We start from the raw sequence: 22,927 nt of genomic DNA on the forward strand, positions 1-22,927 counted from the left end.
AGGAGGGACTTGTCCCCCCTCTTCTTTTAATTTTTCTTTAAAAGAGTTGCTCCTGCAATCCCTGGATGTGTCATTTCGAATGGATCTAGAATTAACTCTAAGTCTTCTTGTGACAATACACCATTTTTCACACAAAGTTCTCGAACGGATTGGCCTGTTGCAATTGCTTCTTTCGCAACGCGAGCTGCTGCTTCATAACCGATATGAGGGTTCACGGCTGTAATAATTCCTACACTTTTCTCAACATACTCTTTTAAGCGATCTTCATTCGCTTCAATTCCTTTTAAGCAATTATCTGTAAAGGCACGGAAACCGTTATTCATAATGCTAATCGATTGCAGTAAGTTGAAAACAAGTACTGGTTCCATCACGTTTAATTCTAATTGTCCTGCTTCTGAAGCAAGGCAAATTGTATGATCATTACCTATTACTTGGAACGCAATTTGATTAATAACTTCTGGCATAACAGGGTTTACTTTCCCTGGCATAATAGATGAACCTGGTTGACGAGCTGGTAACATAATCTCTGCTAAACCAACACGTGGACCTGATGCCATTAAGCGAAGGTCATTCGCAATTTTAGACATATTCATCATACATACTTTCAGTGCTGCAGATACTTCTGTGTATGCATCTGTATTTTGCGTTGCATCTACTAAGTCTTCTGCACCAACTAGTGGTAGTTCACTAATTGCAGCTAAATGTTTTACAACTGCTTCAATATATTCTGGATCTGCATTTAAGCCTGTACCAACTGCAGTTGCTCCCATGTTCACTTCATATAAGTGTTGACGTGATTGCTGAATTCGTTTCATATCACGTTCAAGTACACGAGAGTACGCCTTAAATTCTTGTCCAAGGCGAATTGGCACAGCGTCTTGTAAATGTGTACGACCCATTTTAATCACATGATCGAACTGTTCTGCTTTTAATTCAAATACATCGTGCATATAACCCATCGTTTGTAATAAACCTTCTAATGCGTTTAATGTAGCGATATGAATCGCTGTTGGGAATGCATCGTTTGTTGATTGCGCCATGTTTACATGACTATTTGGACTAATATAATGATAGTCTCCCTTTTCCATCCCTAATAATTCAAGAGCACGATTGGCAATGACTTCATTTGCATTCATGTTCATTGAAGTACCCGCTCCGCCTTGGATTGGATCTACGATGAAATGATCATGCCATTTTCCATCAAGAATTTCTTGAGCAGCTTCTGCGATCGCGCCGCCCTTGTTCAATTCCAATCTTCCTACATCTGTATTCGCAAGCGCTGCTGCTTTTTTTACAATTGCGAACGCTCTAATTAAACTTTCATGAATTTTATACCCTGTAATCGGGAAATTTTCAACAGCGCGTAAAGTCTGAATTCCGTAATATGCCTCAATAGGTAATTCCTTTCCTCCCAAAAAATCATTCTCCACTCGCACGTTCTTGTTTGTCATTGCCATTTTAATTTCTCCCCCATATTAAATGTAAAACCTAAATAAATCATATGAAGTCATTACCAATCCTTATCAGATTTTATTGTTAAATCGTAGGCTAAAGGCTCTTCAATAATTTTTTTAATCTCTTCTAATTTATTAGTTTTCCCAAGCGCCCACATCAATTTTGCTATGATGGCTTCCGTATTCATATCTCCAGACAATATTACTTGATGTTGCGCCACTTTCCGTCCTACTTCATAGAGAAGTATGTCTTCTCCTTCTTCCAGGCATTGAGTAGTAATCACTACAGCAATCCCCATTTCAGTCAACTCTTGAATTTTCGAAAGCAAGTTCCTTCCTTCAAAAGGTAATCCACCGTTTCCAAAACTTTCAATAATAATCCCTTTATACAAATCTTTTAAACAATCAAATACCTCAGGCTTTGTACCTGGATACAATTTCATAAGAAAAACATCCGTACATAAATTAGTATTTATTGAAAGTTCACTATGTGAGGAAGTTGGCTTCCAATGATATTTCACCTCATCTTCATTTACCTCAGCAACATATGGATAATTCACACTTTCAAATGCATCATAACTTTTTGTTCGCATTTTAACTGCTCTCGTCCCAATAATCACCCTACTATCAAAAACAATAAACACACCGCCAACATCCTCACAGGCAAACCTAAGAGCATCAGCTACATTTTTCTTTGCGTCTGTCTTTTTAAAACTAATAGGTACTTGTGAACCTGTTAAAACAACTGGTTTTCTTAAACCTTGCAGCATATAAGATAACGCAGAAGATGTATAAGCTAACGTATCCGTTCCATGTGTAATCACAAACCCGTCATAGTCATCATAGTGATTAAAAACAGCATTAGCTATTTCTTTCCAGTGCTCAGGTTGCATATTGGTACTATCAATATTCATTAAGATTTTGCAATCTATTTCTAAGTTTCGAGAAGACTTCGAAAAATAATTCAATAATTCCTCAGCGGACAATCCTGGAACAAGCCCCTCATTCCCCTCCACAGATGCAATTGTCCCACCAGTTGCAAGTAATAAAATTTTCTTCATACACAACCCCTCCATAAAATAAACAACGATATTGCGTTCGCGTAATGCGTATTTATATTTATCATTATAGAACTTAATTTGAATTAATCAAGATTTTGTATTCAATACGCGTACTTTTTTTCTATTCTTGATTCTTTTTCTATGTTATAATTAATTTAATAAAATTAGATGGGGTATGAGACGAATGCTGGAACGTTTATCTAAATTAAGAAAAAATCAAAAATGGTCCTTACAAGAGACAGCAGATCGACTTGGGATTGCGAAAAGCACCTATGCCGGGTATGAAAATGGTTATAGATTACCTTCATTACAATCTTTATCAAAGATAGCCGATTTATTTGATACATCTGTAGATTATATATTAGGCCGAATTGAACATTCACATCAAAACAAAGATGTAATTGATATTACAAGACTCCTAAACGATCCAGATACAACACTTTTAATAGATGGAGAAGCACTGTCAACAGAAGAGATAATAGATTTTATTGCTTTTGTGAGAAGTAAACGAGAACTAAGTTCCAAGAGAATAGAAAATATTGAACCAACATGTAAAAATTGATTCAATAAAAAACGAAGACACTGTACTCTTTAAACTTAGAAATACTTAGACAATTAATTTGCAAACGGTTTATATAATGAATTCTTAGCAGCTGGCCTCATTCGGGGACTTATACTTGGAAACAATCCCATTGGTTATATGATTCAATTATTTTTCATCATTTGTATAGTGGTAGCAGCTATTTTCGGAGGTTTCACATCCAATAAATCAATTATCATGAAACAAGGATTTCTCGCTATTTTAGCGTTGCTTGCCCTTTTATCTGTCATATAGAACTAAAGCTTTTCAATAAAGGAACTCACTTTTGAAGAATACGCCATTCTTTCTGTAGATTTATAAGAAAGAATGGCGTTTTTGTATGTCTATTTCTGCATCGAAAGAATTTGAAAGTATAACAGAATTTAAACAAGAATTAGCAAAGTATATAAAATACTATAATCATGAAAGAATCAAGGAAAAATAAAAGGAAATGAATCCAGTATTGTACTAGGCTCATTCCCTAGAGGCTACTTAATAAACCGACCTTTCTAACTTTCGGGGACACAGTCTAATTGAAGTGCTACAAGCAACGAATTTACTATTTTAAAGTTAAGTGTTTAACCTTTAAGTACTTAAATTCTTTTTTCCAGATAAAGCATACATTATATCTTGATGTTTTATTGTCCTCTTATAATTATGTGGTATCGGGAATTTATTTCGGTGTTCTTTTATTATAATTATGATTACTATAAGTGATAAAGCTACAGGTATAAAAACGATTAACAAAGCATCTTACTATTTATGAAATTCTTTGTTAATCGTTTCTCTTCTCCCTAATCTCCTGCGAGACTATATTTTTTTATTAAAATTTTCCATATCTTATTTGATTTATTCTGTAACACCAGATTGGGTTACTTTTACATCAGCTGTTACACGAAAACGTAAATGTTTATAGGATTCTTCCCATTCTTGACTGTTCCATTTTCTTACGTGAGTTCTACCAAGCTTTCTAAGTCCTATAGGATCTGTGTCTTTTTTAATAAATCTCTTTATCAATGTAGTTGCTTTTTTTTCTATTTCTTTTTCCATAATTTTTTCTAATTTTTTTATTTCTTTAGGATTATCTAGATTTTTTGTTTTTGTAAATTCTTGAATTTCAGCTTTAACTTGAATATGAGCATTTACGAATGGATGCTTACTATTCCCCTCCATCTTATATTTTGTTCTAGCTTTTATATTCTCTATCGTGGCGTAAGTATTTGAGGAACCAGGTAGTTTGAATTGGTATGTACCTTGTTTAAAATTATCTGTCAACAATTTAAATACAAATAAATCTTTAGGGTTTACTTTATCAACCATTTTACATCTTTTAAAAAGTGCTATTCCATCTAACTCCAACACATTACCTTTTTTAGATATTATCGGTAAATATGAATCTCTCGCATCATCATTAAGTTGGTTTAAAAACATAAAAAAATTTGTTTTTGGCTGCGTTCCATTATCCATATTTTGCTCCAGTAAAGAGGATAGATAGGAAGCAATTTCTTTTTCTTCAGAATAATTCCCCTTTAATAGTGATTCCCCTTTTACATTTGTAATTGCTAAATAAATTGCATTTCCTACACTAGGATTTCGGTTCAAAGTCTCTAAAATTTCCTGCATTCCCTTATCAATTATTTTTTCATTAAATATAATAACACGCAATTGCCCCAACTCTAGAGGTCCAGAAGATTTTTCGGATGCTCTTGCAAGAACTTCTCTACCAGTCTGGCCTGATGCTGAATAGATTTTCGTTTCACCTTGCCCGCCTCCTTTATAAGCTGAAATCGCAAAGGTTCCTTTTAGCTTACCTTTTGCTTCGGTATCATATGCCGCAACTTGAACTAAGTCAATGTCATCCACAATTTTCGTTTTAGCACAACCTATTAAGAAGACACTTACTATAAGGAAAAGTATCCATCGCTTCATGTTTATCTCCTTAACTTTATTTTGGCGGTTTGAATTAGCCATAATATAGGTAGGTATACATATATATATACAAAGCCAATTTGACCTGTCCAAGTATTTAATAAGTTAATTTTATTACGGTTATTCAAGAAAAATGATAAAACAAAGATGAACAGGATGATAACTGGCAAAACATATTTTTGCTTTATTCCCAGTGCCTCTTTTATACCACGACTTACTCCCCATAATGTAAAGGAAACATTGGGTAATATAAAAAAAGCCCAAACAGAAACAATAATGTATTCAAACCGCTCTATAAAGGGAAATTGTATAATTTTAATCATGCTTAAATATGCCCATATCGCGCTCGCTAGTTGTTTTTCACTAAAAAACGCAAGAGTTAAAATCATAAGGTATGTGTAGACAATAGTCGTTACTAAATTTGCATAGTGCGCATATTTTTGAGACGTTCTTGCCTTTTTAATAAATGGGTAGTATAACAATAACATTTCAAATCCAAAAAAACTAAACATATTTCCTTTCATTCCTTTCATAATTTCTAGGAATGAATGCTGTGCAATTGGAAATAAATTTTGGAAATCTGCATACTGCAAAGGATAAAAAAATGTGAAGATTAGAATGCTTGGGATAACGATTCCAAAGAAGCCGATTCCAGCAACTACACGAAATCCTCCAGTCACAATGTAATAACATAGACCCAAAAAAGCCCCTGCTATAATCCAAGATGAAATGGAAGGAAACATCCAAACATGTACTACTTCGATATAGGTATGTAGTGTTGTTGCACCTAACAATACAATATAAGATAAAAAAATGAAGTTGAACAATCCACCAATCCATTTTCCAAGTACGTCTTGATTGATTGCAATGATATCTCCATTACCCTGATTTAAAATCTGATATATGATCCAAATCATAAGATTAACAGATATTCCAAAAAGCAGCGTGCTAATCCACGCATCATTTCCAACTAATTTTGCACTAATCCTTTCAAAACCAAGCATACCAACCCCCATCTGTATAGTAATAATTAAAAAAAACACCATATATGGAGAGACTTGATACTCAATTGGGATCTGTTTCATAATGCTCCTCCCTGTTAATTTCAATCATCAAAATCATTTCGTGATTTAATTTTATTTTTCTCTACCTCTTCTGGATTAAAACGAAAACGCTGTTTAGATCTTGAAAAAATAGGACGTCGAAACATCGCTGAGATCGGCAAACGGATAATGCTGTCTTTCCAATCTGTAGGGCGTGTAGGATAAAAAGGAAACAAATAAGGACGTCTTAATGATTCTGTACGTAATAAACGTGCTAAAAGCAAAGAGCTTGTTAAAACAATTCCTAATAAACCCAACAGGTGTGCAGATATTATAAAAGGAAAACGAATTACTCGAATTGTATTACCAATTCGATATATTGGTGCTGTAAATGAGCTAAGCGCTGAAAGTGCAACAATAATAATAAGTACATTACTTGTAAGACTTGCCTCTACAGATGCCTGTCCAATTACAATACCACCTACTATACCGACAGTTAGACCCACTTTAGTTGGTAAACGTGCCCCCGCTTCTCTCAGTAATTCAATCGTTATTTCTAAAAAAAGCGCTTCAATTAATGGAGGAAAAGGTACTTTACTTCTCGATATGATTAACGTTTCAAGAAGTTCTTTTGGAATAAGCTCGTAATGATATGTTAAGATTGCAACATATAATGGAGTCGTTAAGACAGAAAACATAAAAGCAAAAAGCCTTAATAGACGAAAAAAAGAGGCAATAATCCAAGGCATGGTGTAATCTTCTGTCGTAGAAAAAAAGTCAATTAATGTTGTTGGAAGAGTGATCGCATAAGGTGAGCCATCTACAAAAAGTGCAATTTTTCCTTCTGCCAATACAGCTGCTACACGGTCTGGTCGTTCTGTATTCAAAAATTGAGGAAATATAGAATTCGGGTTGTCTGCAATTAACTGCATCAAATACGTGCTATCCAAAACGTGGTCTGTTTTTATTAGACTCACCCTTTTTATAATTTCTTGTAGATTTTGATCATTTACAATTCCCTCAATATATACAATCGCAACGGTTGTGTTAGATAGAGAGCCTACTTTCAATTCCTTCATTTGTAAATAAGGTGTTGGAAGCTTTCTACGTACTAAATTTAAGTTTACATCTAAATCTTCAACAAACGCGATTTGTGGACCCACGATATTGTATTCAATTTCAGCTTTTGTAATATCTCTTTTTTCTTTCTTTGCCACATTGATTAACAAGCCATTTAATTTATCTGTATCGAACTGAATAAGTATATAGCCGTTTAAAATACTATCCTGAATATCTTCCATTTGATTTGTTATTTTTGAATTTTCAAAGGGTAAGACAGACCGAATATCTTGTAATGAATCGAAGCTCTTCTCTTTTATATAAGTTAAAACCTCTTCATGAAATATATTTACATCGATTAAGGTTCTAAAATATGAAATGACTATAGAGGATTTGTTTGAAGCGATCTCCAACGTTATAAAATCTTTAGATTTTTTTAGTAATTGCATTAATTCCTGCAAAGATTTTATAGAGTGAACAGGTACTTTTTCATGTGGTTTCAATTGATAATACCCTTCCTTTCAAAAAGAACCTATATATAGTTTTTAGAAATTTCTATTTTAAAAATGAGGGATATTTATATGTGAATATGCTCCTTAAAAATAATGCCTTTTTAACTAACTTAACCAAAATTAGTTAAAAAATGTATTAAAAGTAAAAATTTGAAATGTATCCAGGAAAAATTACAATATTAAAAACATCCTTTCTTTTGGTTCTAAAGAAAGGATGTTTTTATAACAGGCTTTTTCAAGTATCTATTCTATAGGGTACATTTACCAGTGTTCTTCTCTTTATTATTTCATTAAGTAACATTGGCATTACATTCTGTATGGTTTCTTAAAAAATTTCAGTAAGAGAATATCTTAATTTTGAAGTGTACAAATAGGGAGAGTGACTTCAACTGTAGTCCCCTTATTCATTTCACTCTTAATAAATATCTTTCCCTGATGTGTTTCAATGATTTTATAACAGATCATTAATCCTAAGCCAATCCCCTCTTCTTTAATACTATAAAAAGGTTCTCCGAGGTATGGTATACGTTCTTTTGGAATCCCACACCCTTGATCGATAAAACGAATGCTTACTTGATTATTATCAAGTATATTTATTTGAATCAGAATTTCCCCTCCCATCGGCATAGATTCAATTGCATTTTTTAATATATTAACAAATACTTGTTTTAATTGATTTCCTTCACATGAAATCAATGGAATACCAGGGTTAAGATCGATTCTAAATTTTATATTATGCATCATTGCTTGAGGTTGTAGTAGCATTAAAACTTGATCCATTAGCACACTAATGTTATTAGGTTGCATTTTTACTACCTGTGGTTTGGCTACCGCCATAAATTCAGTTGTTATGCTCTCTATACGCTCAATCTCTGATGATACTATATTAATATAACCCTGATTATTCTCATTTTCCGTTGATTTTAGTAATTGCATGAACCCTTTCATTGCAGTTAATGGATTATTAATCTCATGAGCCATTACAGTCGCTAATTGTCCTACAACAGCAAGTTTTTCAGATTTTCGTAATAATTCTTCTGTTTTTAGCCGTTCAGTGATATCACGAGAAATACTTAGAAAAACTTTTTTACCATTTAAGTTAAAAACACGAACACTAAACTCAGTTGTTATTACTTTTCCTGTTGGAAAAACATATTCATCTTGCAAAGTGAAGGAAGTTTGTCCTTTTTTAATTTTTTCTAATAACCTTACGATTATTTGAGAATCTTGTGGTACTATATTTGAAAATGATAATGAAAGCAACTCTTCTCTACTATATCCAAATCTTCTACACCCAACAGGGTTTACCTCAATAAATCGACTTGGAGTATTATCTTCATTCAGCTCTACTACATATACCGCATCAGTTGCTTGTTCGATTAGTGCACGGTACTTCATTTCACTATCTCTTAATTGCTGGTGTAATTGATGCCGTTCTCTTTCTGCTTGTTTTCTTTCAGAGATGTCTCTACATATTGCTGATAAAGCTATCACATTTCCTCTTACATCTAGTATAGGAGAAACTGTCAGACTGATATCAAGAAGACTCCCATCGCTCCGTTGTCTAACAGTTTCTAATCTAGTAACCACCGATTCTCCCGTTAGAATTTTCTGAATATTTTCAAGCGATTCTTCCATTAAAAAATCTGGTACACAAGGTAATCTCTTACCTATGATTTCTTGTGATGACCACCCAAATATCTTTTCATAAGCTTTGTTGGCTTGTAAAATATGCCCTTCTCGATCAGAAATGGTAATAGCATCTAGATTGTGCTTTATAAATGATTCTAATAATTCTTTGGTAGCGCTTAATTCTGATTCTACCTTTTTCCTTTCGGTTATATCAACTGTAGAACCAACAACTTCAATAACTTGTCCATTTCGTTTAATTGGCCTAAGCGCAATAAGAATAATAGTTTTATCATTTGGCCAAGGTAATTCAAATATAATTTCTTTTCCTTCCCATGCCTGGAGATAGTACTTCATCAATTGTGGAACTAAATGTGGAGGAATAATAGAAGCATCAATAGTACGTAAGCTTTTTCCTACCACCTGTTCAGAATAAAATCCGTTTTGATAATAAAACTGTCCATCACATAAAGTGTGTATAAAGTGCTTATCCACTTTTTTAAATTTAAAAATTCCTCCTTGAAGCTCATGTACGGTATCTGTAAGTTCTTGCTTCGATTTTTTTAATTCTCGATTCATTTTAGATAAGTCCTGTGTTAAATAATACAATCTCTGGTAGGCTTCCATAAGAAATAGCCCAATTAAAAGTCCTAACGCTATATATAATAAGCCTCCTGTGTAAAGTAATGTAGTATTAAATAATACGCCAACTAACCACTTTATTCCAATAAAAACAGAAAAATATAACGATGCACTTTTAAAAGGATGTAGTTTTTTAAAATAAGTTTTAAAAGTAGAAAATAGAATCCCCATACCTAAATAAGCAATCACAGGAGGTTCCCAATACCCTCCAGTGTAAAAGATACGCATTACAATTATGCTAATTAACGTAATCCAACCAGCAATACGACCAAAGTAAATAAAAGATAGAATAAGAGGAACAACTCGAAGATCGTAGGAAAATCCCATGTATGGAAAAGAAAAGAACATTAACGTAACTGCAATAATCCCTCCATAGAGCTTTTCGAAATATCGACTAGAATTAATTGTAAACACTTGAATAAATATTGCTGCGCTAACTAATAAAGAAAAAATAGAAAGGTTGATGAAATAATCTTTAATAATCATGTAATGTCCCTCCTTGCATTAAGTGTATTCGACAAAAAAGCTAAAAATCCTACAAATTGTATAAACAGTTCAAATGCATAAATTTTAAACTAGGATAAAATCTGGAAAAGTAAATAAGGAGCACAGCAGATGAGATATTTTAATGAAAAATAGTTCAAAAAAGATAATAGTAACCGTTGACTACTATTATCTTTTTTCTTTAAGTTATCGTAGTATGTCTGAAACTCTAAGGGACGTGGTATGTCATTTCATCAAACAATAATTATATACTGAGTCATGAATATAGGAACTTCAACAGTAATTTTTGAAAAATAACATAAAAAAACAAAACTATCTTTGAAAATGGAAAAAATCTATATGAATGTCAACTAATCTATGTACAAAAACGTTCACTTAATTTTGCATAAAGTCACTCCACTTAGGAAGCTAAGTAGTTCCTCAAAGTCGATAAGAACACCTGTAGATGCTTCAGGATAACTACATAATTGTATGAGTAATGTACTTGAAACCTTTCGGTAAAGCCATCCACATAATGCAAGTAACGCCTTGGTTCAATATTTACTTTTTCTTGAGCTAAGTATTCTAGGACATAAGGAGAAATATGCCATTACAATTTTTCAATTAACTTGTTGTCTAGTTTATTGTCCAGCTCCAATTACTTCGTTACTTTCAGATTCAGTTCATTATATTTTGTACTTTTTCTTTATACACAACATATTCTTTACCATTCACTACTGCTACTACCGCAAATTCATCATTTGGATTGAATGAAAGCCAATCAGCCCATATGTTAGTATTAGCCCCTCCACTCCACATATTATGAACAGTGTTTTTAGTTAAATTCATAACTTTATAAGACGCATTTGGCGCATTTGTTCCAGTCTTTATTTCAAAAGTGTATGCGTTATGAATCTTTTTATAAAAGTAGAAAACGTTTGATGGACGAAGCTGATTCAAAAAATCCTGTTCTTTTTTCTCTGCAATTTTTATCCCTTCTTGCAAAGTGACAACATCTGTTTTTAATGTTTTCCAACTGTTTTTCGCTGCATTCAAGCTAGGGGTTAAGAATTTATATTTATTTTGATCAGCTTTTTGATCAGCTTTATCAATATGTCCCAGTACACCCGAATATTGAGAATCTAAATCCTCCCATTGCGTAGACATATAAGTAAGAGCAGTGATAGCACTATCAAGCATACTATGCATATCACTAATATTATGAAATGCAACTCCAACTACACGATTCAATGTTATTTTATAATCTACAGTCTGACGCAATTTTGCTAATTCAGGTTCTAGCCAACCTAACTTACCTCTTGCATCACCTATCATTATGCCACCAGCAATCAAGGTTGGAATAAAGGGGATTTTCACCATGTCTAACCCCTTAGATTCTATGTCTTTCTGATATTTTACTTGTCCTAAAAGGTCCTCTAGACGCTTTTGGTCCGCCTCCACATCAGCACCTTGGTTTTTTAAAATCGATTGCAATGTCTCTTTATGACTTCCAAATGTTCTAACATCTTCTCCAATAGCATTTTTTAATTGAATTAATTCTTCTATTAATGCTTTTGCAGACTTTTGATTTTGTTGAATTCCTCCCTGTAGATCTTTAATCCCTTTTTTTAAAGTATCTCCATTTCCAGTATTGATCGCCTCTACTAATGTTTCATAATGATTTTCAAATTTTGTATCGTATTCTATAATGCCTGTCAATGTATCAAAAAGTTGTTTTTTTACTTGTGTATTCCATGTAACAGCATGTGCTCTTGCATTCTTTTGATCTTGTACAATTTTACTAGGTAAATCTGCATTTCCATTAATAGTTATTCCTTCAAAACTCACATCTGGATTATTAATTAGCAAATAAGAGTATTCATTCATAGCTTTTGCAAATAAACCAGCATCTTGCAAAGCTTTTTTCATCTGTTCTTCATTTGCTGAAAGAGATATATTTTCAATGTTCGTTTGTTCAATTTCAATTGCAAAAGTTTCTATTGGTATGACTGCATAAGTAGTTGTTATAGTTATAAACGCTGATACAGCGAGTAGTTTATTAGGGATTTTTTTCATCATTTCGTATTCCTCCTATATAAGGTATGGTTTCAAGTTCTAATCTTATTAAAAAGCGATGTCTTTCAAAATGAGTTCTACATCTTTTATCAGTATCGTTTGAACTTTCTTTAGCAGCCTTCAAATCATTAAGTATTAAAGAAAATGTATATAATCTACTTCAAATTAACCGATTCTGTTGCAAATTTTAAAAAAGCAATTAAACTACAAGGTTATTTTTTATTCGAATCATACTTATATATAATTGAAAGGCGAAGTCTTTAATGAGACTCCGCCTTTCTGTTATATAAGGATTTATTAATTATTACTTTTCTGTTTAACAGTGTAATCATAGACTTGCTATGTTTTAGTTCACTTTACAACAGAATTAATATTTCCCTATTTTTGTGGAGTAACAGTTTCCACTTTTAATTCCTTTATTCCTTCTTTTAATGTAACAGCATCTGTTCGTAATGTTTTCCAACTGTCTTTCGCTGCATTTAAATTAGGTTTTAAGAATTTAAATTTATTTTGATCGGCTTTTTGAGCTGCATTCTCAATATGCCCTAGAACGCCCGAATATTGAGAATCTAAATCATGCCACTGCGTGGACATATAAGTAAGAGCGTTAATAGCATCATCAAGCGCCTTGTGCATTTCATTAATATTACTGTAAGCAACTCCAACTACACGATTTAAGGTTACTTTATAATCCACGGTCTGACGTAATTCTGCTAATAAAGGCTCTAACTTACCTAAATTATCCCTTGCTACTCCGACTATAATACCGCCAATTATTGGTAGACCCAAAATAGCACCCTTCATTACATTAAACCCATCAGATTCTAATTGTTTATAATAGTTTACTGATCCTAATACTTCTTCTAGACGCTTTTGATCGGCATCAACATCTGCACCTTGATTTTTTAAAATTGACTGCAAGAGCTCTTTATTACTTCCAAAAGCTCTAACATCATGTCCAATAGAGTCTCTTAATTTAGTTAATTCTTCTATTAGTTGTTGTGCATACTTTTGATTTTGTTGAATTTCACCTCGCAAATCTGTAATCCCTTCTTTTAAAGTTTCTCCATCCCCTGTATTAATCGCTTCTACCATTGTTTCATAATAATTGTCAAATGTTGTATCGTATTCAACAATACCATTCAATGTATCTAAAAGCTGTTTTTTTACTTTCGTATCCCAAGTAACAGCATGTGACCTTGCATTCTTTTGATCTTGTACGATTCTACCAGGTAAATCTACATATCCATTAATGGTAATTCCCTCAAAATTCACATCAGGATTCTTAATTAACATATAAGAATAGGCATTCATAGATTTTGCAAATAATCCAGCCTTTTGCAAGGTCTCTTTCATTCTCGCTTCATTTGCAGAAAGAGCCGTATCTCCATTGTTCGTTTGTTCAATTTCACTTGCAAAAGTTGTTACTGGTGAAACTACATTAGCAGTTGTAATAGTTAATAGCGTCGATACAGCGAGTAATTTGTAAGGGATTTTTTTTATCATTTCATTTTCCTCCAATTTAGGTGTTAAATTTCAGTTCTACTCCTGTTTAAAAGCAATATCCTTTGAAATGAATTCTGCATCTTTATGAATATCATTCCAACTTTCTTTAGCGGCTTTTAAATCATCTGGTATTAAAGAGAATTTGTGGTCTTGCATAGAATCGATATTATCCAGTAAATCTGTATAATTTGCGCCCATTGTATTCCATTGCTTTTGAATATTTGTTAGAGACAATATCGCTTGATCTACAGTCTGATATAAATATGCCAATGTTTCTTTCGCATTAGTAAGCGAAAGAACTGCTTGATTAGCACGATCTGCTTTCATACTTAATTCTCCGATTTTGTTAGAAATTTCATTATAGGAGTCCATATGCTTAGATGCTGTGACACCAGCCGCAGTTCCTAGACCGATACCAGCTGCACCAAGAGCCGAGAGTCCACCAACAACAGCCGGTGTTGCTGTACCGCCAGTTACAACAATAACTACCGCTCCTCCAATAGCTGCAATAACTAAAATAGCTGCTCCCAATCCACCACCAATTGACCATGCTAATACATCATCAAAATGTTTTTTCTGAGTAGAACGAAGTTGCTCAATTTCAGCTTGAAGTTGTGGAATCGTTGCCTGTTGACCTGCTAATATTGCAGTTAATCCACCTTTCCCATCTGGACCACCAACATTATTTTTAAAATCTGTAGAATTTTGATATAGTTTCCCTTTGAAGTCTTGTAGCATCTTAATCACATCTGTAACTTCTTTTGAATTTGTATTGATTGTAGTAATTAAATCATTTATACCCTCTTTTAGACCTGCCTTATCTTTCTTTTGTACAGTTTCTACTAATGTGTCGTAATAATTTTGAAATTGTTCATCGTAATTTACAATATTACGAGCAGTTTTTTGAATCTGTGGCTTCGCTGTATCTAACCAGTAATTCGCATTGATTCGTGACAGCTCTTGATTAAGGTGAATATTTTTGAGCAACTCTCCCCCCTCTGAGCCTAAATCGATATTAGATAAATTTACATTTGGTTGCTTAATCATTGTTTTTGCGTATAAATCCATTACTAGAATATGAGACCCTGTTTCAGCCAATGCTTTCTTCAGTCCTTCGGGGCCTAATGCATAATTGCCTACTTTTTGTTCTTGAGCAGTCGTTTCTTGTGCAAATGCATGAATAGTGTTACCGGTAGTAGCAGTTATAACAGTTGCTAATGTAGCTAAAGTTAGTACTTTGAATGGAAATTTTTTCATGACTATTCTCCTTCTTTCGCTAAATGCTTATAATCTTTACATATTTCCGAAAAACGCAATATTAAAATTTATATACTTGTTCTTCAAGGTAACTTATTACATTTTTTAATTGTCTTAATGTATCTTTTTGAGACTGCTCGTTAGTTGTATCAACATTAGTAGATAATTTTGTAATGCTATTTTTTATTAGATTTAAATCTTCTTTATAGCGCTTTAGTAGATCCAGTTCTACATCTACTTGATTTGCAAACGTATGCAAATCATTTTGTGTAAGAAGAAGCATTGATTTTTGTAAATCAGCTATTGATAATTTCGTTGTTAAATCATATATTTTTTGATTTTGTTTCTCTAAATCATCTAAATATGCTCGCTGTTCTGCTGTTAATTTATTTACTTCAGCAAAAACGCCAAATGTTTTCTTAATCTTTTCGGTATCAATGACCTTCATCAGGTCATACTCTTGTGTTTTTGCTGCGGCTGCGGCTGCTATTTCACCTTGTTTGCTTTTCTCAATTGCTTCACGAGCTGCTTTTTTTGCTGATTCAATCTCTAGAGCCGTTTTACCTTGCTCTGTTGCTTCTTGCACTGCTTTTTTCTCAGCTTCTAGAATAGAGTTGTTAATTTCTTTTCCTTTGTTATATGCTGCCACCCCTGCTTGCGCAGCTGGTTCAATAATTTCTTTTGAAAGACTATAAACTTCTTTGAATATAGCAAATCCCTGTTCATTTAAAGCCCCTGGTATTAATGCAATTTGCTGTAAATCATTTTGAATTGCTTTTTTTGTATTTAATATTTCATTTTTTAACTGATCTATTTTTCCTGTTCCATCTGTACTTAGTATGCCTTGCGCAGTTGCCACATTGGTATCAAAATCTTTTAATTTTTTATCAAGCTGTAATTTAAGATCTGTTAATTCATTGATTTGCCGTTGCGTATTTTCTTGATTCGTCATAGCCATTTCTTGAAGTACTTCAAGTCTATCCGAAAACCCTTCTCTATCTTCTTTATTGTCTACAAACGATTTTAATGTCGGGTAATAGCTATTAAATTTTGTTACAAATCCTTTGCTTTTTGAATTTAATAGAATTAACTGTGGATAGAGTTCCGATGACCATTCCTTCATATCTTGTTTGATTAGGAATTGATTTGTATTTAAAGCTGTGACTTCCTCTAACTGTACATTAGGACTCATTAAAGATTGATCAATATACGTTTGGATTAATTTAGATTGCGCACCTAATTTTCGTAATGAAGAGGAAATATCCATGCCTTCCTGTTGAGTTTCTGCTTGAACGATTGGTGTTGCGAGAGTATTGATAGGAATATTTCCTCCAGTTACAATGGATGTGACTAATAATCCTGTAATTATTTTAGTTTTCATTCCGTACACTCCTTTACCATTGTTTTTATAACTTAATTCATATAACTTGTATGACCTCTCTCTTTGTAAACTGATTAAGAAGGAGAAATCTTTCAGATAGGATAATATCGTTATTTTTTACTTCTAATAGAATGTAAGGATTTTACTTACCTCTCACTTCGATACTCTATTTTTTCAAATATAAATAACAAAAATTTATTAACTATATTTGAATCAAGCACCCTATGAATAGTAAATGTGTAATTCTTCCCTAGAATTGCGGTTTAACTTACAGAACCGCGAGAATCAATAAACCAATGCTTACAGTTAATCTTGCCATAACATTGTTTAATTTAAATTTAATAATATTACTCTTAGTTTTATCAGCAAACTCCTTACTAGACTAAAAAAGGTAAAATTATACTGTACATCGCTTATACTTTTATTGCGGAATAACTTCACTTTTGTTATGCAGAAACTTAGAACACGTTTATTACAAACTTGATTCTTGACCTCTTGTAAATAAATAGACTATTCGAAAAATATTTTCAACATAATGTTACTTACAACTTCACTATAATTCCTATTAGCGTAACCTTATCCTTTCTGTCTGGTCATACCAGTTATGTTGTTCATTAAAACATTAAATTTTTAATGCGTAAATAGAAAAATTTTGTCGATTACGATCGATAATTTACTGTTAAATAAAAATATGAACCGAAAAAAATTATACAAATATAGTTATCCGTAAATTTCATTTCTGTAATTGTAATGATTACAAATTAATGTGTATACGGTTAAAAATAACTATTTTAGCTCAACCGAGAAATTTTATTTTAGAAAAAATACTTATAGAATAATATAATAGGTCTTTTTATACTTTTTTACCTTTATTTAGTTATGTATAATTGCATAAAATGTAGATATATTTAGTAATATATGTTATATTGTTGATTTTTTCACAAAACATCCTAATATCATTATTAACAAATATTCAGTATGAAGATATTAGTCTATAAACTTATCATCGTTATAAACATAGGTTTTAAATTACAAAAAAGCTGCAAAGCTTCCTTGGAACACTTTGCAGCCTTCTGTCTTTTTGTTTTCTTTAGCAAAATAATGGTTAGTGAATTTTCATTTTTGGGGATACTTATACCCATGTTTAAGTCTTTACATTGGAGACAGCAGATAACAAGCTTATATTACTGTATATTTTTCACGGTACTGCCTAGGAGTCATACTAGTGATTTTTTTGAAAACTCTTATAAAATAACTTTGGTCATTAAAGTTAAGCCAAGCACAGATATCTGATAACGAATAAGTAGTGAGTGTTAATAATTTCTTTGCTTCTTCCACTCGTTCCCTTTGAATATATTCGCTTAAAGTAATTCCCATTTCTTTTTTAAATAGTTTAGACAGATAAGTAGGCGTAATTTCTAAATGATTAGCAAGTTCATTCAGAGATATTCCATCGTAAACATTTTTATTAATATGTTTTATACATGTAGTAACCGCGTAAGAATACTTTTTTGCATTGTATTCTTTCACACGATCTGCAAAAGTACGTAAAGCATCCCCTGACAATCGCTTTACAGATTCTACATTATCTAATTGTTCTAGGGTTTGTATATATAAAATACTATGAGCAAAAGCAATATCTGGTGGCAGGTTTCCTTCTATTGCATATCGAGTGGCTAAGGTAATCGCAATAATTCCAAGGTTTTTTTGATTCCTGAGCGGATCCTCTATTAGCATAAGTTCAACATCTTCTTGCGAAACCGCATACATATACTGTATTAACTTTTTTTTATTTCCTTCTTTAATAGTCGAAAAGAAATCATTTACTAATGCCATATTGTGCGTTTTAGGTTTGTTTTGTCGGCGTTTTAAAATATATAAATCCGGTTTCACAATTTTATTAGGAACTTCCTCTAGTACTTTATTTTTTTCCAAGACAATATCTACATCTAACTTTTCATTGAAAATCATGTAATGTAATAAAATTCCCATATCAATTAATGTAGTTTTTTTAATCTCAGATAAACACTGATAATAGGCAAGTCTTTCTTGAATGTTATCATTTGCTTTAAATTCTTTCTGAAATTTTATGATCATATCATCTGAATCTTTTGGATGTATAGTAGGACCGATTATAATAGTCCCTTTAATATCATCATGATTTTCTATATGAATTAGAACAAAATTTTCAAGATAGTTGTTACTTCGGAAAAGTGGCAAGTTAAAGGGATCGTTTTCTTGATAAATATCAGTAAGATGTTCTTCTTTTGAAGAATAAAAAGGACTACAAACATTATCAGATGTAGAATGATATAAAATTTTTCTGTCTGCAGATAAAATATGTACAGGGGCATTAAATGCTTTATGTGCAAGATCACACAAGTGTTGTATATCGATAGAAGTATTCATTACATTCTCCTTTATAGATCCATAAAATATATTCTGTTATATATAATTCACGACAAATAATACTATAAAATATCAAATTAGTACAATTCACAACAAAATATTACTATATCTTTTTTATAAAAATCATATATTATTTAATTGTAGTTAGCATCTAAATATCAGAGTAGATAAGATAAGTAAAGGAAATAAGCTAAGTTCTTTTCTTAATTCTACAAGATATAATTATTGAACTTGAGAAAACAGTGAAATACTACAAAATACAGTGGTAGTCAATGCGAGGACCAAGCTGGAAAAAGATTTAAAATAAAGCGAAAATAACAGGAGATACTGTACCACCGCAAGAAATAACAGTCAAAGTTCCAATTCAATCACTTATACAAATTGAATTCAAAAAAATAAATACTGCTAATTTAAATATGAAACTGAAAAACTATTTTGCTCCAAATTTTAAAAAAAGATAATAAAGAAGTTGTGAAATTGGAAACAGATGAAAGCGATACGGCTATTTTTGAAGCACTATGCTTTGAAAAATACAAGGTGGAGGAAATTCAAGTACTCAACTAAACATTTAATTGAGAGAAAGGTCTTTTCATCAACTAAAAATAAAAAAAGAATGGAATTTTCAAAAAAATGACACTATATTACTGGTCGCAACATTAGCTTACTTTCCACAAAAGAGGAAAATATATATAGACTTTACAAATACTAAAAATAGCAAACTAGATGGTTTTAGTACCGCATCACATAAAGTGAAACTTTAATCAGTGGGTGTTTTGTTCATCCCCACTGATTATTAGCCCACACCAATCGGGCTTTTACGGGCAAATAGCGAGATAAACTTATTATTAATTTCCAAATACAATAGTTGTTAATCAACCAAAAACTTCAATAACCAAGGTGCACAGTAAATTGACATCAAAACAATTCTTACTACAATATCAAGTTTTGCTTATTCTATAAAAAAAGAAATATCACTTAAAAACTATTCCTTTATATCGATTTAGACATAAAACATTTTATTATATCGGCTTAAGTATTATGGAATTAAAATTGCAAATAACACCAAAACTCTTTAAAGGGTTCATACATCGCTCGTATCGAATTTATCACCTTCCAATACCTACGTCATTAACATAACTAAAAAACATCATTACAAAAGAATCTGAGAGGTTTTTTCAATTTCGAAATTTATTTTTTTGTAAATTAAAGGAAAAATAATCCGTATATATACGGATTATTTTCTTAGTGTAGTCTGTATTGACCTGTTAACTGTTTTTCAGCCATTCGAACTAAGCGTTTTGTAATCTCTCCACCGATCCGAACCATTTGCAGATGATGTGATGTATCAGGTCCCAGTGTGACTCCTAGTTCAAAAGCAATTTCATACTTCATTTGCTCAATAGTACTTGTAGTAGCAGAAATAAGAATTTCATTTGTATTACTTTCGTATCTTTGAATATTTATAAATAACATGTACCTAATTATGCTATTTACGCATGAATAACCTTATTTATTCCAGTATTTTTATAGGAACCCTTTCCCTCCCCTTATTTCACCAATTAAATTTGAAACACAAATGTACATTGCATTTCAATATAACAATAAAAGCTACAAAAGCAACGAATTTACTATTTTAAAGTTAAGTGTTTAACCTTTAAGTACTTAAATTCTTTTTTCCAGATAAAGCATACATTATATCTTGATGTTTTATTGTCCTCTTATAATTATGTGGTATCGGGAATTTATTTCGGTGTTCTTTTATTATAATTAAAGTTTGAAGTTCTATGCTCAATACTTTTGCGAGGACATGATAGTTATATCCATTATTTAACAGAGAAATTATGTCATAAAACATAGTTTTTCCACCCACTAATTTTACTAATTTATTCTTTAACTCATCCCTTTTTTCTTTAGCTTCATCAATTTCTAACAACATAGATTTTTTATTTGTCTGCTTAATGTATTGAGTATACAACTCTGGGAATTCTTTTTGTACTTCTTTGTTTAATACTGGTCTATATTTAATCATATAAGTAACTTGTAACAAAGAGCGTTTTAACAAACTATCTTCAATGAGATACGCTACTTTATTAAATAAATGTACATATTCCTCAATATTGGAATAACTATTAAAATGAGCTAATACTCTACTTTTTATACTAAAAGCCTTGCCTACATAAATAATATTGTCATTATAGTCTTTAATGAAATAAATACCACTGTCAGATTTTTTCAATTTATTATCCAATTCTTCTATACTCATAAAATGCAATTCACTCATACTTCTCTCTCCTTAGCAGTTTTAAATCGTAAAAAACAAGCAAGGTTTCTAAAAAAGTACTTAGCTGCCCTAGCATCTCTTATTTTATCTCTTGCTAAATGTCAAAAAACTGCTTCTATGTTACTCAACTATCAATATGATTATTAATAAAATTTTCGATCGTTATTATCTCGCAATTTTATCATGTAATTTCGAGATCGTTTCCTCATTTAAATTACTGTGTTTTATCGAATAAAGGAAATATACTACTACCCCAATAGTAATCCAAATACTAAAGTACACCCATGTCCTTAACGGTAAATTTAGCATTAAAAACACACAGCATACAATTGCAACGCATGGTAATACAGGTACAAAAGGTACCATAAATCCACGTTTTAAATTTGGGTGTGATTTACGAAGGATAATAACTGATAGACAAACTAACGCAAATGTCACCAAACTACCGATATTAACTAAATTAACTAATTCTTTCAAATCAATAAACCCAGCTATTATAGAGCTCCCTATTCCTGCTAATCCAGTTATAAAAGTGGGTGCTCCAGTTTTCTTATTAACTTTCGCAAATGATTTCGGTAACAATCCATCACGACTCATTGCAAAGAATACTCGTGTTGCCGCATACATATTGGAAAAAATAACAGCCATAAGGCCAATTACAGCACCTGCAGCAATTGCACCAGCGACTTTTCCTTGTCCTACAACTTCCATTACATACGCCATTGCCTCAGGAACATTTAATTCTTTATAGGAAACCATTCCTGTCATAACAAGGCATACCATAACATAAATAATTGTACATATGATTAATGATGCAATAATACCGATTGGAAGATTACGTTTCGGATCTTTTACTTCTTCTGCTGAAGTTGCTAATATATCAAAACCCGTAAAAGCGAATAAAATAGCTGCTCCACCCGTAAAAACTCCACTTAAACCGTATGGTGCAATTGGTATCCAGTTCATTGGTTTTACATAGAATATACCAACCGTAATAAACAACAAAATCATTCCAATTTTAATCAATACCATTGTATTATTGATTCGTTTGCTTTCCCTCGTACCACGGGATAACATCCATGCTAATATCAATGTAATAATTACTGCTGGTAGATTCACAATACCACCATGCGAAGGAATCGTTACTAGAGCTTTAGGTATCTCTAATCCAAATCCCTTTATTAAATTGTGGAAATAGCCTGTCCATCCAGCAGCGACAGCTGCTGTTGCCACGATATATATTAACAGCAATGACCAACCTACTAGATGAGCAACAAACTCACCAATTGTTGCATATGAGTACGTATATACACTACCAGACGCCGGGAGTGTAGAAGCAATTTCCGCGTAACATAATGCTATAAATCCACATATAATTGCTGCAAGTATAAATGAAAAAACAACTGCTGGACCAGCATTTCTTGCTGCTACTAATCCAGTTAACACAAGAACGCCTGTTCCAACTATCGAGCCTACCCCTAACATAATTAAATCAAATGCCCCTAATGTTTTCGTTAAAGTCTTGCTTTGATTATGCTCTAACAATTGTGTAACGGATTTCTTTTTTAGTAAATTACTCATATTTTCTGTATCCCCTTTAAAATAAGGTTTGTTCTTCTCGTTAG

16 protein-coding genes and 1 pseudogene are annotated in these 22,927 nt (G+C 32.1%); 3 read left to right on the forward strand and 14 right to left on the reverse strand.

Annotation, left to right across the window (positions count from 1 at the left end; genetic code table 11):
* Nucleotides 1-26 precede the first annotated feature (26 nt).
* Both aspA and ansA read right to left on the reverse strand, forming a co-directional pair.
* Nucleotides 27-1,457 (reverse strand): aspartate ammonia-lyase, encoded by a 1,431-nt coding sequence (gene aspA / locus V7S45_RS15215; protein ID WP_001251924.1) that lies wholly within the window; start codon nt 1,455-1,457, stop codon nt 27-29.
* 53 nt (nt 1,458-1,510) lie between these two features.
* Nucleotides 1,511-2,515, reverse strand: coding sequence for an asparaginase (ansA, locus tag V7S45_RS15220; protein ID WP_000722302.1), 1,005 nt, complete (start codon nt 2,513-2,515; stop codon nt 1,511-1,513).
* Between the two features lie 184 nt (nt 2,516-2,699).
* On the opposite strand from ansA, the gene ansR reads away from it, so the two are divergent.
* Nucleotides 2,700-3,077: an HTH-type transcriptional regulator AnsR gene (ansR, locus tag V7S45_RS15225; protein WP_025687026.1), complete on the forward strand. Its 378-nt coding sequence runs from the start codon at nt 2,700-2,702 to the stop codon at nt 3,075-3,077.
* 57 nt (nt 3,078-3,134) lie between these two features.
* Nucleotides 3,135-3,350 (forward strand): annotated as a pseudogene (locus V7S45_RS15230) (DUF1304 domain-containing protein); the annotation flags it as partial.
* A 594-nt stretch (nt 3,351-3,944) separates the two neighbouring features.
* On the opposite strand, the gene V7S45_RS15235 reads toward V7S45_RS15230, so the two are convergent.
* The 9 genes from V7S45_RS15235 to V7S45_RS15275 form a co-directional block, all read right to left on the reverse strand.
* Nucleotides 3,945-5,024, reverse strand: coding sequence for a Ger(x)C family spore germination protein (locus tag V7S45_RS15235; protein ID WP_000832880.1), 1,080 nt, complete (start codon nt 5,022-5,024; stop codon nt 3,945-3,947).
* A gap of 2 nt (nt 5,025-5,026) precedes the next feature.
* A complete protein-coding gene (locus V7S45_RS15240) occupies nt 5,027-6,109 on the reverse strand; it encodes a GerAB/ArcD/ProY family transporter (protein ID WP_000809697.1) in 1,083 nt (360 codons plus the stop codon).
* Between the two features lie 20 nt (nt 6,110-6,129).
* Nucleotides 6,130-7,629, reverse strand: coding sequence for a spore germination protein (locus V7S45_RS15245; protein WP_000802295.1), 1,500 nt, complete (start codon nt 7,627-7,629; stop codon nt 6,130-6,132).
* 360 nt (nt 7,630-7,989) lie between these two features.
* On the reverse strand, nt 7,990-10,395 hold the full coding sequence (locus V7S45_RS15250; RefSeq protein WP_089607556.1) for a PAS domain S-box protein: 2,406 nt from the start codon (nt 10,393-10,395) through the stop codon (nt 7,990-7,992).
* Between the two features lie 675 nt (nt 10,396-11,070).
* Nucleotides 11,071-12,471 carry a hemolytic enterotoxin HBL binding subunit HblA gene (gene hblA / locus V7S45_RS15255; RefSeq protein WP_000976153.1) on the reverse strand — a complete coding sequence of 467 codons (1,401 nt, stop codon included), beginning with the start codon at nt 12,469-12,471 and terminating at the stop codon, nt 11,071-11,073.
* A 375-nt stretch (nt 12,472-12,846) separates the two neighbouring features.
* Nucleotides 12,847-13,974: a hemolytic enterotoxin HBL binding subunit HblB gene (gene hblB, locus V7S45_RS15260; RefSeq protein ID WP_000591975.1), complete on the reverse strand. Its 1,128-nt coding sequence runs from the start codon at nt 13,972-13,974 to the stop codon at nt 12,847-12,849.
* 36 nt (nt 13,975-14,010) lie between these two features.
* Entirely contained in the window at nt 14,011-15,231 is a 1,221-nt protein-coding gene (hblD, locus tag V7S45_RS15265; protein WP_000714435.1) for a hemolytic enterotoxin HBL lytic component L1, read from the reverse strand.
* A gap of 61 nt (nt 15,232-15,292) precedes the next feature.
* Nucleotides 15,293-16,612, reverse strand: coding sequence for a hemolytic enterotoxin HBL lytic component L2 (gene hblC / locus V7S45_RS15270; RefSeq protein ID WP_000850152.1), 1,320 nt, complete (start codon nt 16,610-16,612; stop codon nt 15,293-15,295).
* Between the two features lie 1,179 nt (nt 16,613-17,791).
* Nucleotides 17,792-19,021 (reverse strand): helix-turn-helix domain-containing protein, encoded by a 1,230-nt coding sequence (locus tag V7S45_RS15275; RefSeq protein ID WP_001097912.1) that lies wholly within the window; start codon nt 19,019-19,021, stop codon nt 17,792-17,794.
* A gap of 435 nt (nt 19,022-19,456) precedes the next feature.
* Between V7S45_RS15275 and V7S45_RS15280 the strand changes: the two genes are divergently transcribed.
* The gene (locus V7S45_RS15280; protein ID WP_003288606.1) at nt 19,457-19,585 is read left to right on the forward strand and encodes a hypothetical protein; all 129 of its coding nucleotides are present in this window, start codon (nt 19,457-19,459) and stop codon (nt 19,583-19,585) included.
* Nucleotides 19,586-20,263: 678 nt separating this feature from the next.
* Here the strand turns inward: V7S45_RS15280 and V7S45_RS15285 are convergent.
* The 3 genes from V7S45_RS15285 to V7S45_RS15295 form a co-directional block, all read right to left on the reverse strand.
* On the reverse strand, nt 20,264-20,494 hold the full coding sequence (locus tag V7S45_RS15285; protein WP_000897403.1) for an alpha/beta-type small acid-soluble spore protein: 231 nt from the start codon (nt 20,492-20,494) through the stop codon (nt 20,264-20,266).
* A gap of 181 nt (nt 20,495-20,675) precedes the next feature.
* Nucleotides 20,676-21,302, reverse strand: a complete 627-nt coding sequence (locus V7S45_RS15290; RefSeq protein ID WP_025686874.1) for a hypothetical protein — start codon at nt 21,300-21,302, stop codon at nt 20,676-20,678.
* 165 nt (nt 21,303-21,467) lie between these two features.
* Nucleotides 21,468-22,883 (reverse strand): amino acid permease, encoded by a 1,416-nt coding sequence (locus V7S45_RS15295; protein WP_025686875.1) that lies wholly within the window; start codon nt 22,881-22,883, stop codon nt 21,468-21,470.
* Between the last annotated feature and the right edge of the window lie 44 nt (nt 22,884-22,927).

It is taken from the genome of Bacillus sp. BR3(2024), assembly GCF_039134555.1.
Classification (GTDB): domain Bacteria; phylum Bacillota; class Bacilli; order Bacillales; family Bacillaceae_G; genus Bacillus_A; species Bacillus_A cereus.